Below are 16,510 nucleotides of genomic sequence, written 5' to 3'. Positions count from 1 at the left end.
CTAAAAATCCTCCTGCGACAGAATCCGAAGCCCCATGTTGGAGGCTTCTTCCAGTAAGTTCAGATCGGCAGAAGAAACTTCTCTGCGCTCCATGATGGTTTTGAGAAACAGTCCTTTCAGTGTATTCTCGCTGATCTGCTCTATGGTTTCATGGACCGTTGTTTTGTCTGTCAGGGTGAAATAAACCAGATGTCTGCGTAGGAGTGTTTCTATGCTTAGCAGGTCCAGATGCAGATAGGACGGAACCGTTCCTGTCAGTTCAATCTTATAGAGTGTGTTTTTGTCCGGCAGCGCTTTCAGGATTCTTTCTGTGATTTCCTCGGTGGTGAAATGACCGGTGATGGAAACATCCACTGCGCAGTAGTTTCTGATGCTGGTCTTATGGAAGGAAAGACCTGTTCCCTGCTCAAAGACCTCTCCGTGGATGACCCCTTTGTCTCCCAGCTCATCAAATCCTCTCCCTTCGGGGATTCCTGCATAAGCATAGGACGTTCCGCCTGCCTGGCGGATACCGCTGTATTCATGTCTGTGACCAAGGGCGATATAACTGAAGCCGCTTTCTTCGATGCTTTCTTCTGAAACTGGATTGTATTCACTGGTTCCGGAAGTGACTTCACCATGCAGCACAAGTATTCTGATGGCAGCAGGATGCTCCGGTTTTCTACCTTGCAGCATATTTTCGTGCTGATACGCACCTGTAAACCCCTGTCCGCAGACGAGACAATCCAGCTCTTTCAGATGGACTTCTTCATATTCTCTGAAGATATGGGTGTTTTCAGGAAAGGTATAGATATTATAGGGGCTTTCTGGAGAAATCGGGTCATGGTTTCCCGGGGAAATGAAGATTCTTCCAGGAAATCGCTTCATTTCCTTTGCAAGAAACTCCAGAGTCTTAGAGGTGACCCTTGCCGAATCAAAGAGGTCCCCGGTAAGCAGCAGCAGTTTCGCGTCGGTCCTTATGGAAAAATCAACGATTCGTGAAAAAGACTGCAACAGTTCCTCTCTTCTCTGTCTGCGGAAGGACTCATGATGAAGGGCCAACGGAGAGTCCAGGTGGAAATCTCCACTTTGTACGATACGAACAGATTTCATATTTGATCCTCCCTCAGAACTTAAGTTCTTTTTTATAGATTGTAGCATATTACAATGCTGCTGAACACCCTTCTCAGGCGGATTGTCCGTGGTTTTGAGCACATTCTCCTACTGGAATCTGCTATAATGTTAGCATAAGAACAACATCTGCAGTCAAGGAGCCGTTATGATCAGGAACATCGCCCATAGAGGCTACAGTAAGATCTACCCCGAAAATACCATGCTGGCATTCAGAAAAGCCATAGAATCAGGCTGTGATGCCATAGAGCTGGATGTGCACCAGTCCAGAGATGGCCATATCGTGATTTTTCATGATGATGAACTGCTGCGTACCACCCAGGTCAAAGGGCTCATCAGAGACTTTACGGTGGAACAGCTGCGAAGTATGGACGCAGGTGTGCGGTATAAAGGTCAATATGACGGGAGTGGCATTCCCACGCTGGAAGAGTATTTCAGCTTCATTCGACATCAGAAAATCACTTCAGTCATTGAGCTGAAGAACAACGTCTTCAGCTATCCGGACCTGGAAGAAAAGGCCATTGAGATGATTCGTCACTTTGGCCTGACTGAAAAGGTGATTTTGTGCTCCTTCTCCCAGAAGAGCATCGCCAAATGCCACAGGATCTGTCCAGACATTGAAACCGCCCTTCTTACAGATTACTGGCTGCATAAAGGAGGAAGCATCGCCAGGTCCCTCGGCGCATCCTATATTCATCCCAGACATCTGTTTCTTCAGCCATGGGTCATGAGAGAAATGAAAAGAGCCGGCGTGGGCATCCAGCCATGGACAGTGGACCACCCCATACGAATGCGAAATCTCATCGCCAAAGGAGTCTCTGGCATCATCACCAATGATCCGAAACTCCTTCATAATGTGATGGAAGCCATACAGGAAAAATAGCTAGCAAAAAGAGATCAGAAAATGAATTCTGATCTCTTTTTCGGTTATCCGGTTCCGGTAACCGATCAGTCCTATGCGTTATCTGGGCCGGGTTCCCTGGTGGAATCCACAGGTTCAGACTTCTTTTCCTCTTTTTTCACCTCATAAGTCGAACTGGCTTCCCCGTACTGGGTGAACTTGATGTTCAGATTCAGATCGTTCAGGCTGTATTTTTCTGAAGGGATTTCGAGAACGATGTCGTTGTTCATGGAGGTCATGGAAATTTCAGGCTCTTCCCTCTCTTCTACCAGAGCATCTTCATCCACCACATCTTCCTCCACCTCGTAATGAAGTGTCTGTGCATCACTTTCGTAGGTGCTGCTCTTCTCCTGGTGAGAGCCCAGACGCAGTTTGATGTTCAGATCCTGAAGGTTGTACTTTTCCACTGGAATTTCAAGAACAAGCTCTTCCACTTTTCGGATTTCACCCATTTCATTGGGATCGGTGTCGTTCACCACGCGTATGGTCTTTTTCGCAAAATCTCCATCCGTCATCTTCAGTATTTTCTTGGCCTGTTTCATGAACTCTTCAATGCTGTCGAATTCATACAGTTTCTTCTTGAACTTAAAGGATGGTTTCACATCCCCCCACTTTCTTTCCTTGGAGCGGATGATGAGTTCAGGTAGTTCCTGAGATAGTCTCTCCACCAGTTCGTCATGTTTTGGATGCTTCGTGTTCAGTTTGATTTTCATGTTGTTACCCCCAATTCTTAAGTTGAATAATGGCCTTCCTGCTGCAGTTTGGCCAGCCTCTTTTTATATTTATTGAATTTCTTCTGTGTTCTCAGGATCAGCTCCTCCTGACAGTTGAACGGGTCGTCTTTGGTCTGGATGTGCTTGTAGGTGCCGTCAGACTGGAGAACTCTCGCTTTCATATTGTCCTTGAGATTATACTCCAGGATGGTTTTCAGTTTGTGCTTCGCCTCGCTGTTGTGGATGGGAATGAGAAGTTCTATGCGTTTATTGAGATTTCGTTCCATCCAGTCCGCACTGCCGATGTACATGTCCTCTTCCCCGTTGTTGTGGAAGTAGAAGATTCTGGAATGCTCCAGGAATCTTCCGACGATGGAACGGACGGTGATGTTTTCACTGATTCCTTTGACGCCGGGTCTCAAGCAGCAGATTCCGCGGATGATCAGTTCGATTTCCACCCCGTCTCTTGAAGCGGCATAGAGCTTTTCTATGATGTCCTTGTCCACCAGTGAATTCATCTTGGCGATGATCAGCGCTTTTTTTCCGTCTTTTGCCAGTTTCCGTTCGTTCTCGATGAGCTCTGTGAACTTGTCACGCATATCCTCCGGTGCAAGGGTAGCCTGTCTCATTTTATCATATCTGTAGTGCCCGGACAGGCGGTTGAAGATATCGGAAATATCTTTGGCCAGTTCTCCGTTGCAGCTGACCAGGGAAACATCCGTGTAAAGCTTGGCTGTGATGTCATTGTAGTTTCCTGTACCCACATGGAAATATCGTTTGATTTCGTTGTTTTCCCTTCGAATGATGAGCAGTGCCTTGCAGTGGGTCTTCAGGCCCGTTACACCATAGATGACATGGCATCCCGCCTTTTCAAGCCGCAGGGCCCAGTTGATGTTGTTCTCCTCATCGAAGCGGGCTTTGAGTTCTACTAGAACAGTGACCTGTTTTCCGTTTTCTGCTGCTTCCGCCAGGGCCTTTACTATGGGTGAATTTCCGGACACTCTGTAGAGCGTCTGCTTGATGGCCAGAACATCAGGGTCCACGGATGCCTGTTTGATCAGCTTTATGATGGTGGAAAAACTGTCATAGGGATGATGAAGAAGCACATCCTTGTGCGCGATGGACTGGAACAGATCTTCATGAATGAGAAGCTCCGGTACCGGCAATGGAATGATCTCCTTGAATCTCAGAGCATCATCTGCCGGGAGCGAACTGACCTTATGCAGAAATCTGAGATCCAGTGGACCTCTGATCTTGAATACATTGTTTGCAGTGATTTCAAATTCATCCATGAGATATTCCAGCAGCTCTTCGGAAACATTGTCTTCCACTTCCAGTTTGATCACATTTCCCCATTTACGCAGTTTGATGGTCTCCTTGATGACTTCGAGAAGATCATCTGCTTCCTCCTCGTTATATTCCAGGTCCGCGTTTCTGCTGATTCGATAGCAGGAGTAGCCCAGAATATCGAAAGCGTTGAACAGATCCGTTATTTTCAGCTTCAGAATCTCCTCAAGCATGATGTATTTTCTGCTTTCCTCTGTTGAACCTGGCAGATAGTAGAACCGGTCCAGGACGTTTGGGACCTGAATGGTTCCGATATGATGATTCTCCAGAGACTTCTTGTCCTCCAGAAGAACCGCGATATTTAGGGTTTCTGACGTGATCAGTGGGAAAGGTCTGGTGGAGTCCACCACCATGGGTGTCAGCACCGGATAGATGCTGTCTGTGTAGAGCTTATTGATGAACTCCTTCTGATCCTCATCCAGATCCTTGTGATTCACAAACTCAATGCCGAGCTTTTTCAGCTCTTTCCTGATGTCTCCATTGATCAGTTCATAAAGATCTTTCAGAAGCACACCGGTTCTTTTGTTGATGGCTTGGGTCTGCTCTTTCGGAGTCAGTCCGGACGAATCCCTTTTGTAGATCTTCGCATGGATCTGATCGGATAAGGTTCCATACCGGATCATATAGAATTCATCAAGATTGGAAATGACGATGGCTGCAAACTTCAACCTTTCCAGTAAAGGATTGTTGCTGTCTCTGGCCTCTTCCAGCACTCGATGATTGAATTCAAGAAAGCTTAATTCTCTGTTTATGAAATCCTTTGGTTCAGACTGATATTGATCCATAGTTGCAATCCTTTCTTCAGTTTCTTCTGTTATATGTGTCTATTATAACTTATTATTAATTCAAAATTATATAATAATTGAGACTTAATTGTTACAAATCAGCTGTTTCCTGCATCTTTCCTGCTTTCAGGCAGTATTTATTCGGTTTTCTGTGAAACAATGCCCTTTAGTTGCTATAATAGAATAAATAAATCTTAGTCCAAACAAAGAAAGGAGTAGCAATGAGAGTAGGAATCATAGACATCGGCTCAAACTCCATGAGACTTGTCATTTATGAAGTACACGGCAAAAACTACATAGTAGTCGGACAGGTCAGGCAGTCAGCAAGGCTTGGACAGGATATGATCGACGGACATCTGAATAAAGGAAGAATCGACTTCGGCATCAAAGTGCTCCAGTACTTCAAAGAATATATGGACTCTAAGGATGTCACCGATGTGATTGCGGTGGCCACAGAAGCCATCCGAAAGGCCAAGAACAAGGAAGATTTTCTGACTCAGGCGAAGGTAGCCCTTGGGAATGATATCCGGATTCTATCCGGTGAAGAAGAAGCATTCTACGATTACTACGCCACCGTCAACACCATTGATCTGGAGAACTGCCTGATGGTGGACATCGGCGGCAGCAGCACTGAAATCGCCCTGATTCGGGACAAGATCCTGCAGGAATCCATATCCATTCCCTTCGGCAGCATTGTTCTCACTGAAAAATTCAATCTGAAAAGAAACAGAAAAAATGAGCACAACCTGCATAACTATCTGAAACAGACCTTCAGAAACATTTCATGGCTTAAAGATGCAAGAGGAATTCCCATCGTAGGTATTGGAGGTTCCATCCGAACTCTAGGCAAAATCGATCGTTTCAGAAAAGACAATGCCATGTTCATTTCCCACAACTACAGCATGGAGCAGAAGGATGTGGAATCTGTCTATGACCTGGTCCGGGAGTATCTGGACGGAAACGTCAAACGAATCTACGGACTGAGCCGGGACCGCGAAGACATCTTCATCGGATCACTGGCCACGTTGAACATTCTCATGAAATATCAGAACTCCAGAAAACTCTTCGTGTCCAATGCGGGCATACGGGACGGACTTCTCTTTGAACACCTTCTGGGCAGAAACAAAAGAGTTCATGATGTACTAGAGTTTTCTCTGGATAACATCATCGAAAACCATATGTACAAGGGTTATGAAGGAAAGGACCTGTTCAAACTGGTCCGCGTCATGTATTCATCTCTCTGCAGAAAGTATCCGCAGCTATTGGGAAACGGGAAGGTGCTGAAAACGGCGACCTACCTTTTCGATATCGGAACCAGCATCAACTATTTCCAGAGAGACAGAAACACCTTCTACAGCATTCTCAATGCGCCCATCAACGGCTTGAGTCAGAAGCAGATTCTCATGGCGGCATCCTCCGCTTCAATTTTCTCGGCAAACGATCTGCTGAAGGAGTTCTTCAACAAGAAGATTCTTTCCGCAAGAGACATCAAGGTCATCGAGATGCTCGGAATTCTCATCAAGATCGCAGAAGCGCTGAATCACGGCGTTTCCGATGAGACCACCATCCGGAAGATCGAACTCACGGAAACTGCCATGATCATGGAAGTGCACACGAAACTTGATCCGATTTTCAAAAAAGACGAACTGAAGAATTACCTGTCCCGGTTCAGATATCTCTACAAGATGAATCTGGATGTAAGATTTGTGTAACAGGTTGAAAAAGATGGCTGATTAGCCATTTTTTTATATGAAAGACTCCGGCATCCATGATAGCCGGAGTCTTTTCTGTGAGGTATATCTTTCTGTATTTTAGAATATACAGTAGGCCTTTTCTTTTATCCGATGATCTTATCCAGAAGTCCTGTAGTGGACAGAAGGATGATGAACACGAGAACAGGTACTACAAACTTGATCAGAACGGTCCATAGTTTTTCTGTTCTGAATGCACTGCCCATCTTGATTTCCTTGACAGCATTGGGTACGCCCCAGATGAATCCGATGAAGATTGCTCCAAGCAGACCACCAGCTGGCAGCAGATAATAGGATGTGAATACATCAAGGAAGTCGAATATTCCGTAGGAATTTCCATCAATCCAGGGAATCAGGAAATCGCTCCAGGCACCCATGGATAAGGATGCACCGATTCCGATGATGAACATCAGTGTTGTGAAGAAGATGGTGGAAGCCTTTCTGCTCCATTTGAACTGGTCAATACCGAAGGCAACGGTAACTTCCATCAGGGAGATGGAGGATGACAGCGCTGCAAAGAATACCAGAAGGAAGAACAGAGCACCGAAGAGCATGCCCAGAGGCATTTCCTCAAATACTGCAGGCAGTGTGATGAACATCAGCCCAGGGCCTTCACCAGGTTCGAAACCGAATGCGAATACTGCGGGCAGAAGAGCGAATCCTGCAAGGATCGCCACAAGAGAGTCCAGTGAAGGAATAAGGAATGCATCCTTTTCCAGATCTTCGTCTTTGCTCAGGTAGCTACCATAGGTAACCATGATACCCATACCCAGACTCAGTGAGAAGAAAACCTGACCCAGTGCAGCAATGACCACTTTCAGTGTGATTTCAGAGAAATCAGGTGTGATGAAATACCGGATTCCTTCCATCGCGCCATCCAGGGTAACAGATCTCAGCACTGTGACGACGAGGAGTGCGAACAATGCAGGCATAAGCAGTTTTGCTGCTTTTTCGATACCACCGGAAATTCCTCGGATTACAATAACGGCTGTAAGTCCCATGAAGATCAGGTGATAGATGATTGGTTCAACAGGTGATGAGATGAAGTTGGAGAAATACCCTGATTTGTCTGCTCCGATTCCAGTGAAGGAAGCGACAATGTATTTCAGTACCCATCCACCTACTACGGAGTAGTAGGAAAGAATAAGAAATCCTGCCAGTACGCCGAATCCTCCAATGAATCCCCAGCCCTTCTTGATCTTGTTGTAGGATCCGTAGGCATCGGAATTCGCATGTCTACCGATGGTCATTTCTGCAAGCATCAGTGTAAAACCTAATAAAACAATAAGTACGATATAAACGAGTACGAATGCTCCTCCACCGTTTTCACCAGCAAGGTAAGGAAATTTCCATAAATTTCCCAGTCCCACGGCAGAACCTACCGCAGCCATGAGGAAGCCGAATCTTGACGACCAAGTACCTCTGTTTTGTTCCATAAATAATCCCCCTTTTTTTCTTCAGAGATCGTTAACTTTTAGATTATATTTAGACAATCCGCTAAGTTTCTGACACCCCTGAAAATTACATGTTTTATTATAATCGTATTATGAAATCAATATCAACTGAAATCATAAATTCACAATTACATTTCTCATATTCATAAATATTCTTAAAATGTCATACGGATTTATTAGTGAATCTGAGAAATCGTTATGAAAAAAAGACACCTGAAAAGGTTTCCAAATGTCTTTTTTATAGAATAACTTCATTATTTTATCTTTTTGATGAGAAACAACCCTTTCTATTAACGGATTGTTTGTTAACTACTTATCAAGGAATGCTTTGTAGCAGGTATCGAGAATGGTTTCCATAGCCTTGATCCTGGCGAACTTCTTACTGTTGCCATTAATGACGTACCAGGGGGCATTTTCCGTGGAAGTCTTATCCAGCATATCGTTGATGGCTTCCTGATAGAGATCCCATTTCTCGCGATTTCGCCAGTCTTCTTCTGTGATCTTCCAGACCTTGTCTTCGTCTTCCTGCCTGGCTTCAAATCGTTCCAGCTGCTCTTCCTTTGATATATGGATGAAGAATTTGATGACGATGGCACCGAAATTTGCAAGAGATTTCTCGAAATCGTTGATTTCATCATAAGCTCTCTTCACATCCTCGTTGGAAGCAAAGCCTTCCACCCTTTCCACCATCACCCTTCCATACCAGGAGCGATCATAGATGCTGATGTGTCCTGTTTTGGGCACAGTGTTCCAGAACCGCCAGAGATAGTGATGCTTGATCTCAACATCAGATGGCGCAGCAGTGGTGTTGATTTCGTAGCCGGTGGGGTCCAGCTGCTGCACGACTCTCTTGATATTTCCACCTTTTCCTGCAGCATCCCACCCTTCATAGACGAGAATCAGGGGAATCTTTTTTTCGTAAAGGGTGTACTGCACATCACGCATCTCTTTCTGCAGCCTGATGAGGCGGTCTTTGTATTCTTCCTTGTCTATATCCTCTTTTCCCTCATACTTCTTCAGGATATTCGGAAATTTGCCGTTGAAGAAGCCATCATTATCCGGTTTGTCAGCTTCTGCTTTCTTCTTTTCTTCCTTCACGCGCTTTTCCAGTTTATCCACGACGATTTCCAGCACTTCGATGACAGATTTGTACCTGTTTTCATACTCCACTCTGATCCAGGATTTTTCATCCTCTTCCAGAATCTCTTCCATTTCCTTTTTGTACTCTTCATCGTTGTCACGATCGTATTCCTGGGCCTTCCACATGGTTCGTGGATTGTCATACATTCTCATGATGTGTTCTTTCTGAAGATCCTTGTCGATTTCGATATAGAATTTAATCAGTTCTGTTCCGTTATCCACCATGGTTTTTTCAAACCTTGTGATTTCCTCCAGAAGAACCTTGTTTCCGTTATAACGCTCATTTTTCACTGTTCCGTTCTTCATGGCGATATACAGGGAGTACCAGCTTCTATAGAAAATAGTCACCGCGGTACTGCTGGGTGTGTTCTTGAAGTACTGCCAGAGAAAGGGTCTTCTCAGTTCACTTTCCGTAGGCGAGTGGGTGGCGTAGAATTTTGTGTATCGAGGATCCAGCGCGATAAGCAGTTCATTGGACAGTCTCCCCTTACCAGCGGCATGTACACCTTCGAAGACAATTATCACAGGAACTTTATAGTCTTTCAGCACTCTCTGCAGATAGCCCAGTCTCGTGGAGAGTTTGTCTTTCTCTTTCTCATATTTTTTCTTCAGGTTCTCTTCCATACTGCACCTCCTCATAATTATACTTTTATTTTACCATAATCTGACTTTTTTCACATTTTCATTTTGAATCCAGATGAAACATGATATATTAATAAAAAAGATGACAGAATCGGATTACGGAGGTACTGTATGAAAGTTGTTGTGAAACCATTTGATGCGCTGAGCGTGAAGGAGCTCTATGATATTATTCAGCTTCGTGTGGAAGTGTTCATTCTGGAACAGACCTGTCTCTATCAGGATCTGGATGGAAATGACGACAAAGCTTACCATGTTCAGATAGTAGAGGGCGACGATATCGCTGCCTATGCAAGAGTATTCAGAAGTGGAATCAAATACCCGGCCGCTTCCATCGGACGTGTCATCACCAGTCCGAAATACAGAGGGAAAGGCTACGGAGATATTCTCATGAAGGAGTCCATACGATGTGCTGAAGAACTTGGAGAAACGCACATCATGCTTTCTTCTCAGAGCTATGCACAGGAATTCTACGCAAGACATGGCTTTAAGAGAACCAGCAGAGAATCTTATCTGGAAGATGATATTCCCCATGTGGAAATGGAATATGGAAGAGGTGAATGAACTTGAGTGAAAAGAGTTACGAGATTGTGAAAAGCAATAAACCGAAAAGAATCCGACAGCCCTGGAATGAATACTTCATGAGTATCGCAAGAGTGCTTGCGGAGCGTTCATCCTGTGACCGGGCCTACGTGGGAGCCGTTATCGTCAACCAGGACAACCGGATCATCGCCACAGGCTATAACGGCAGTGTAGGCAGCAAAACGCCTCAGTGCGACGATATGGGCCATGTGATGAGAGATGGACACTGCATTGCAACCCTTCATGCCGAAATCAACTGCATCGCCTACTGTGCCAGAGAAGGAATCTCTCTGAAGAATTCCAAAATCTATGTGACGCATTTTCCTTGCCTCAACTGCACCAAGGCGCTCATTCAGTCTGGAATCACGAAAGTCTATTATATGGATGATTATCGAGTGGATGACTATGCGCTGGAATTATTAAACATGAATCATATAGATACGGTGAAGCTGACCATAGAAGATAAAGACAATCAGCTGATCCTCTGACCGGAAATAAGAAAATCCCCAGATCTTCCGCAGCCTCTTTAGCTGCATCCGTCTGGGGATTTCTTTTATTTGTCGAAAACTCCGCCTGTCTTTTTGTTCTTGATGCTTCTTCTCGCTTCGCCCTGAACTTTTTCAGGCCTCTGCTTGGTCGTGTTTTTATTTCCACTGTTTTTCTTAGCTTCAATGAGCTCTTTCATTTTACTTATATTTTCTGGTGTTAATGCCATTTCATACCTCGATCTTTCTTCCTTTGATTTCCATAACTTTATCAGTATATAGAAAAACATCTGAAAATACCAGTTTTATTTTCAGACCTAGATTCAACGATGCATCGGATCCCTGAATCTAGTGGTCCTTCTTTTCCTTTTTCACCACATCCATCTGATGACGCAGTTCCTTTTTCATCATTTCCATTACTTCACTGTTCTCCAGCTGCTTGTTCTGATATTCCGAAGTAGCCACTTTGATCATGACATTGATGTAGGCATAGGCAAGTGCTGTGGTGATGAGAGCCGCAGTGCTACCGGAAATGATTCCGCCCACCAGGGTGCCAGCTCCGGGAACCAGCTTCAGAAGATTCGAAACCAGCGTTCTACCTGTGAAGACAGCGCCGGATACCCCAGCAGCTGAGGATACGATGGACGTGATCATCCCTTTGTTCATGGAGACACCGAATATGCTTGTGATTTTCGCAATCATGGCAATCTGACTGGATGCCAGAATCGGAGCATCCGCAAATGGGACCGGTGTAAAGCCCACCATGAAAGTTTCCGTGATGAATCCCTTGGCCCATTTTTTAGCGTATTCCGCCTTTTTCATCACATCCACTTTCTGGGCATTGATAAAAGCCTGTTCTGCACTCTCGGGAAGCAGTGTGAAGGTCACGCTCACCAGTTCTTCCAGTCCGAAGGCAGGAATATGGTGTCCACTGATCGCATAGGGTTTGGCGATGACAGAAACCATTCCTTTGATGTTCAGTCTCAATGACCCGATATATTCGGACAGCTCCCGGACGGTATCCTCCTGGAGACTCTGCGTGAGCACAACAACCACAGGCAATACGCCGGACAGCTCTCTGATGAATCCTTCTTCAAAGGATTCCAGTCTACTGCTGCCGGTGCTTAGACAGTACCATACCATATGGATCTTGTCCTTCTCCTCTCCAAACTGATTCAGTCTTCTGATTTCATCAAAGACCTCTTTTCTTACCTGAGTCTGAACAGAAGGATTGAGTTCAAGCCCTTTTGTGTCATAGAGTGTGATCGGCACACCTTCTTTTGTGATTTTTTCCAGATGCTTCGTTACAGGTTTTCCGATTCCTGTTGCTGCGAGATTTTCCCTGAATATATGATTAATAAGCGTGCTCTTCCCTACTCCCGTCTTTCCCACCAGCATGATATTGATGGGATTCATTTTTCTGACTTCTTCTTCAGTCATCTGCACGATGTCTTTAACAACATTTATTACATCCAATAATGTTTCCTCCTCGGAGTCCTTTAAACTCCAATTACTCTATAATCAAGATACCAGAAATAGATTAATATGACGTTAATTTTCAGCTGAATTAAAAGATCCGAACCTGAGTAGTCAGGTTCGGATCACATATTCTGTTTCTATGAACGCTTAGTTCAGAACTCTTCTTGCTGTGATGAAGTTATGGTATCTCATGGTGGAGATTTCTACAGATTTTCCAGGTCTTGGGGAGTGGATCATGTTACCACCACCGATGTAGATTCCTACATGAGAAATTCCGCCTGAGCCGAAGAATACCAGATCCCCCGCCTGCAGGTTTGAATAGGATACTTTAGTACCGTAGGTTCCCTGTGCACGGGATACTCTTGGAAGGTTCACGCCGAAATGCCTGTAGACATATTGGGTGAATCCAGAACAGTCAAAGCCGGAAGGTGTTGTTCCGCCCCAGACATAAGGAGTTCCTAAGAATCTGTATGCATAATCCAGTACCGCTTGTCCAGATGCACTGCTTACGGATGGAGCAGGTGCTGGTGTCGGTTTTGGTGCAGGTGCTGGAGCTGGTGTTGATGTCGTTTCATTTGAACCTGATGAACCTGCGCTGTTCTGTGATTCCTGGGCGGCACGTTCCTCTTCTGCTCTCTGTGCTGCTGCGATTCTCTCAGCCTCTGCTCTCTCAGCCGCTATCCTTGCCGCTTCTCTTGCTGCTTCTCTTTGCCTCAGTATGGATTTTCCTTTTTCAATGAGATCCACCACTTTCGCATCAGTACTGTCTGTAACGATGTTTTCACGTACTGCTCTCAGACTTGCAATGGCTCCTTGTATAGCTGCATCACTACTGCTGGAATCATTGATGATGGCATCATTGTCTCCGATGAAATACATTTCAGCCATGGCCAGATTGCCTAGGATCTTCTTCTCTTCTTCCTCGAATTCTTCAAGAAGCACTTCGGCTTCGGCTTTCTTGACTTTTTCTTCTTCCAGACTCTTCAGATTCTCTTCCTTCAAGGCAGCGACTGCATCTCTTGATGCACTCAGTTCTGCTTTCTGCTGATCAAGGAGATCTTTGATTTCCTGAATTTCATCCAACAGTTCTCGGTCGATCTTCGCCAGTTTGACGATTGCATCCGCACGAGAAATGAAGTCTGCAATACTTTCTGAATTGAGGATGGTATCTATGATGCTGGTGTTTCCCTGTTTGTACATGGCTCTCAGTCTTTCGCCGTACTCGGTTTCCTTCTCGGTGAGTTTCACCTGAGTTTCATTGATTTCAGCATTTTTGACCTTGATTTCTCCATCCAGCCGTTCTATGTTTTCATTGTTATCCTCGATCTTGATTGAAATATCTGTGATTTCATCTGCAATACCAGCGATTTCTGATTCAATTTCAGCCAGTTTTCTCAGGATTGATTCATATTCGCTTTTCACTGTATCCAGTTCCATCTGCTGCTGTTCCGTCAGTGGAGTTGCTGTGACAGGTATCCCTGCACCGTAAAGTAAGGATGTTGCAAGGACTGCCGCAATCATCTTTTTTCTGATACTCTTCATTTCGACCTCCAAAGGATTCAAATATATCGTTACATTTATTACAAAGTTATTACAGATTGAATTATAGGTTCAACTTGTGAAGAAGGTATAAAGGGTTTCACTATTATTTTAAATAATTCAAACTGGCGAAATCTATTGTTAACAAAGGCATAGCGCTATTTTAGAACCGACAATGTTATAGATTAAGCCTACATAAGGATTTAAGTATATATACCAGAAAAACGCCTGCATTTATATCGAAATTACGTTCACAGAAATATTACAGAATGTTTCAATCTTAATATTTCTAAACATTCGCTGAAGACAGTGCAAATCTTTGCCAAGCACTGTTTTCTAATGTTATAATCACATAAGAAAAGAGGTGATTATCATCAATAAAATATTAATTATAGAAGATGAACCATCCGTACTGGAAGCCATATCAGCCTATCTCAGAAAAGAGGGTTATGAAGTCTACACAGCAGAACGCGGCTATAAAGGACTGGAGTATGCAGAAGAGATTGATTTCGATCTGATTATTCTTGATCTGATGCTTCCGGACATATCCGGAGAAGAAATCTGCAAGAGAATAAGATCAAAATCCAACACTTATATTTTCATGCTTACAGCGAAATCCAGCCTGGAAGAAAGAATCAGAGGCCTTGATCTGGGAGCGGATGAATATCTTGTAAAACCCTTCTCTCCTAGAGAAATCGTGGCGAGAGTGAATGCGCTTTTCAGAAGAATCAAAGACGAAGGTGGAAGCGGCAATATCATTTCTTTCAACAATGGAGAACTGATCATCGACCACGATAAAAGAGAGGTCAGGCTGAAGAATGAAGAAGTGGCATTGACCCCTATTGAATTCGATATTTTAAGCATCCTCTCCTCTAATCCCGGGATTGTACTTACAAGAGAGACACTCATTGACAGAGTGCTGGGTCCTGACTTTGAAGGGGTGGATCGAACCATTGATGTGCATATCAAAAATATCCGAAAGAAGATCGAAGAAGATACAAAAAATCCTTCTTATATCATTACAGTGTTCAAGCTGGGCTATAAGTTTGGTGGTGGACAGTAATTGAGATCTATTAAATACAAGATCACCATCGCTATTTCCCTGAGTGCACTTTTGTCTCTGCTGATCGCCTATGTAGTCATTAATCTTACATTGAATGCCCGTTTCAATGACTACCTCCAGGTCAACCAGATCAAAAGAGATGAAAGAATCATCGATACGTTCAGAGATAATTACCTGCGTGACGAAAGGTGGACCATCACTTCCGGAAAGAGCCTGGAAAGAGAAGCAGAATCATCAGCTTTCACCATTTCACTCCTGAACTGGGATAAAAGCGTCATATGGGCAATGGATCCTCTGAAACTTGTGGAAAAGGAAAAAGAGATCAATCCGGATTCATCATTCAGTATGGAACAGTATGTACCCAATGAATATCCGATCAAATATGAGAACAGAATCGTGGGCTATGTTGTCATCGGACAGTTCTCCCCTCTGGTGATTTCTCAGGAAGACGAGAATTTTCTCAATTCCATTACCATGAGCATACTCATCAGTGCATTTCTGGCTGTATTTCTGATCATACTCATTGCCCTTTTCGTGGCAAGACAGTTGTCGGATCCCATTGAAAAAATCTCCCACACCGCCTACAGTCTATCCATGGGAGACCTTTCCGCTCGAGAGACTTCAGAAGCTGATGTGGTGGAGATAGAAACCTTAAGAAACAGCATCAACTCTCTGGGAGAAAAGCTGGATCGGCAGGATATGCTGAGAAAAAGACTGATCACAGATGTGTCCCATGAACTACGTAATCCGCTCAATGTATTGCAGACAAATCTTGAAGCGATTATTGACGGCATCCTGCCCGCAACGCCTGAAAGACTGCAGTCGCTGAATTCAGAGGTTGTGAGATTCGGTAAGCTTCTGGATAATCTCAATATCCTGAAGCAGTTCGAATCCGAGAGCATGGTGGCGAAAATCGTGGTGCTGGACATCAAGCAGGTACTACAGGACATCTATCATAACTTTCAGGGACTGACTAAAGAGAAATCCATCCGACTGAAGTATGTTTTCCAGAAGAACTCGGATTTTCTCATTCTTGCTGACAAGCATTCCATCTATCAGGTGGTGACAAATCTCCTGCATAATGCCATCAAGTTCACCCCTAGAAATGGGACCATCACCATCAGACTCACAAGAGATGATAGATACTGCTATATTCGCATCAAAGATACAGGAATCGGAATTCCACAGGAGGATCTGCCCAATGTTTTCGAAAGATTCTATCGAGTGGATAAGTCCAGAGAAGTCATCGAGGGAAGCGGCATCGGCCTGACTATTGTGAAGAACTTTGTGAAGCTCAATGGAGGAACCATCAATGTCACCTCAACAGTGGGCAAAGGCTCCACTTTTACAATCAAATTCAACCTGTATGAAATCGGAGAACATGTTCCCGGTGATGAGATGGAGAGCACATCGAATTTCCCTCTCCCTTCTGATGAGAATGAGACCTTCTCAAGAAGCGGATCTGAAACGATTATGGGACCGAATGAATCAAAGACCTGAAAAATTCCGCACAAGAAAAGAG

Annotated in this window: 14 protein-coding genes; 6 read left to right on the top strand and 8 right to left on the bottom strand. The window is 44.3% G+C overall.

The annotated features are described in order from the left end of the window. Positions 1-1,092 carry a metallophosphoesterase family protein gene (locus J3A84_RS12015; protein ID WP_207600277.1) on the bottom strand — a complete coding sequence of 364 codons (1,092 nt, stop codon included), beginning with the start codon at positions 1,090-1,092 and terminating at the stop codon, positions 1-3. A gap of 166 nt (positions 1,093-1,258) precedes the next feature. Between J3A84_RS12015 and J3A84_RS12010 the strand changes: the two genes are divergently transcribed. Further along, a complete protein-coding gene (locus tag J3A84_RS12010) occupies positions 1,259-1,993 on the top strand; it encodes a glycerophosphodiester phosphodiesterase (protein WP_207600276.1) in 735 nt (244 codons plus the stop codon). 71 nt (positions 1,994-2,064) lie between these two features. On the opposite strand, the gene J3A84_RS12005 is transcribed toward J3A84_RS12010, so the two are convergent. Together J3A84_RS12005 and ppk1 are read right to left on the bottom strand one after the other, a co-directional pair. Then, positions 2,065-2,724 (bottom strand): hypothetical protein, encoded by a 660-nt coding sequence (locus J3A84_RS12005; protein ID WP_207600275.1) that lies wholly within the window; start codon positions 2,722-2,724, stop codon positions 2,065-2,067. Between the two features lie 17 nt (positions 2,725-2,741). Then, entirely contained in the window at positions 2,742-4,889 is a 2,148-nt protein-coding gene (ppk1, locus tag J3A84_RS12000; protein WP_425350759.1) for a polyphosphate kinase 1, read from the bottom strand. Positions 4,890-5,077: 188 nt separating this feature from the next. Between ppk1 and J3A84_RS11995 the strand changes: the two genes are divergently transcribed. Next, positions 5,078-6,568, top strand: a complete 1,491-nt coding sequence (locus tag J3A84_RS11995; RefSeq protein ID WP_207600273.1) for a Ppx/GppA family phosphatase — start codon at positions 5,078-5,080, stop codon at positions 6,566-6,568. A 125-nt stretch (positions 6,569-6,693) separates the two neighbouring features. Here J3A84_RS11995 and J3A84_RS11990 read toward each other — a convergent pair whose 3' ends face one another. Beyond that, the gene (locus tag J3A84_RS11990; RefSeq protein WP_207600272.1) at positions 6,694-8,043 is read right to left on the bottom strand and encodes a sodium-dependent transporter; all 1,350 of its coding nucleotides are present in this window, start codon (positions 8,041-8,043) and stop codon (positions 6,694-6,696) included. 327 nt (positions 8,044-8,370) lie between these two features. Further along, positions 8,371-9,825: a phosphate--AMP phosphotransferase gene (locus tag J3A84_RS11985; protein WP_207600271.1), complete on the bottom strand. Its 1,455-nt coding sequence runs from the start codon at positions 9,823-9,825 to the stop codon at positions 8,371-8,373. Positions 9,826-9,954: 129 nt separating this feature from the next. Here J3A84_RS11985 and J3A84_RS11980 point away from each other — a divergent pair, with 129 nt between their 5' ends. Beyond that, complete coding sequence (locus J3A84_RS11980; RefSeq protein ID WP_207600270.1) at positions 9,955-10,404, top strand: GNAT family N-acetyltransferase; 450 nt, start codon at positions 9,955-9,957, stop codon at positions 10,402-10,404. A 2-nt stretch (positions 10,405-10,406) separates the two neighbouring features. Then, positions 10,407-10,910 (top strand): deoxycytidylate deaminase, encoded by a 504-nt coding sequence (locus tag J3A84_RS11975; protein ID WP_242694200.1) that lies wholly within the window; start codon positions 10,407-10,409, stop codon positions 10,908-10,910. A gap of 65 nt (positions 10,911-10,975) precedes the next feature. On the opposite strand, the gene J3A84_RS11970 is transcribed toward J3A84_RS11975, so the two are convergent. From J3A84_RS11970 to J3A84_RS11960, 3 genes are all read right to left on the bottom strand, one after another. Next, entirely contained in the window at positions 10,976-11,137 is a 162-nt protein-coding gene (locus tag J3A84_RS11970) for a hypothetical protein (RefSeq protein ID WP_207600268.1), read from the bottom strand. A 118-nt stretch (positions 11,138-11,255) separates the two neighbouring features. Beyond that, positions 11,256-12,383 carry a YcjF family protein gene (locus J3A84_RS11965; protein WP_242694198.1) on the bottom strand — a complete coding sequence of 376 codons (1,128 nt, stop codon included), beginning with the start codon at positions 12,381-12,383 and terminating at the stop codon, positions 11,256-11,258. A gap of 150 nt (positions 12,384-12,533) precedes the next feature. Continuing rightward, the gene (locus J3A84_RS11960; protein ID WP_207600267.1) at positions 12,534-13,928 is read right to left on the bottom strand and encodes a C40 family peptidase; all 1,395 of its coding nucleotides are present in this window, start codon (positions 13,926-13,928) and stop codon (positions 12,534-12,536) included. Between the two features lie 370 nt (positions 13,929-14,298). Between J3A84_RS11960 and J3A84_RS11955 the strand changes: the two genes are divergently transcribed. Both J3A84_RS11955 and J3A84_RS11950 read left to right on the top strand, forming a co-directional pair. Beyond that, positions 14,299-14,988 carry a response regulator gene (locus J3A84_RS11955; RefSeq protein ID WP_207600341.1) on the top strand — a complete coding sequence of 230 codons (690 nt, stop codon included), beginning with the start codon at positions 14,299-14,301 and terminating at the stop codon, positions 14,986-14,988. Beyond that, positions 14,989-16,488 (top strand): sensor histidine kinase, encoded by a 1,500-nt coding sequence (locus J3A84_RS11950; RefSeq protein WP_207600266.1) that lies wholly within the window; start codon positions 14,989-14,991, stop codon positions 16,486-16,488. It abuts the gene before it with no gap. Positions 16,489-16,510: the final 22 nt, after the last annotated feature.

The sequence above is a fragment of the Proteiniclasticum aestuarii genome, from assembly GCF_017368455.1.
GTDB lineage: Bacteria > Bacillota > Clostridia > Clostridiales > Clostridiaceae > Proteiniclasticum > Proteiniclasticum aestuarii.
This window is presented reverse-complemented; position numbering and strand designations above follow the sequence as displayed.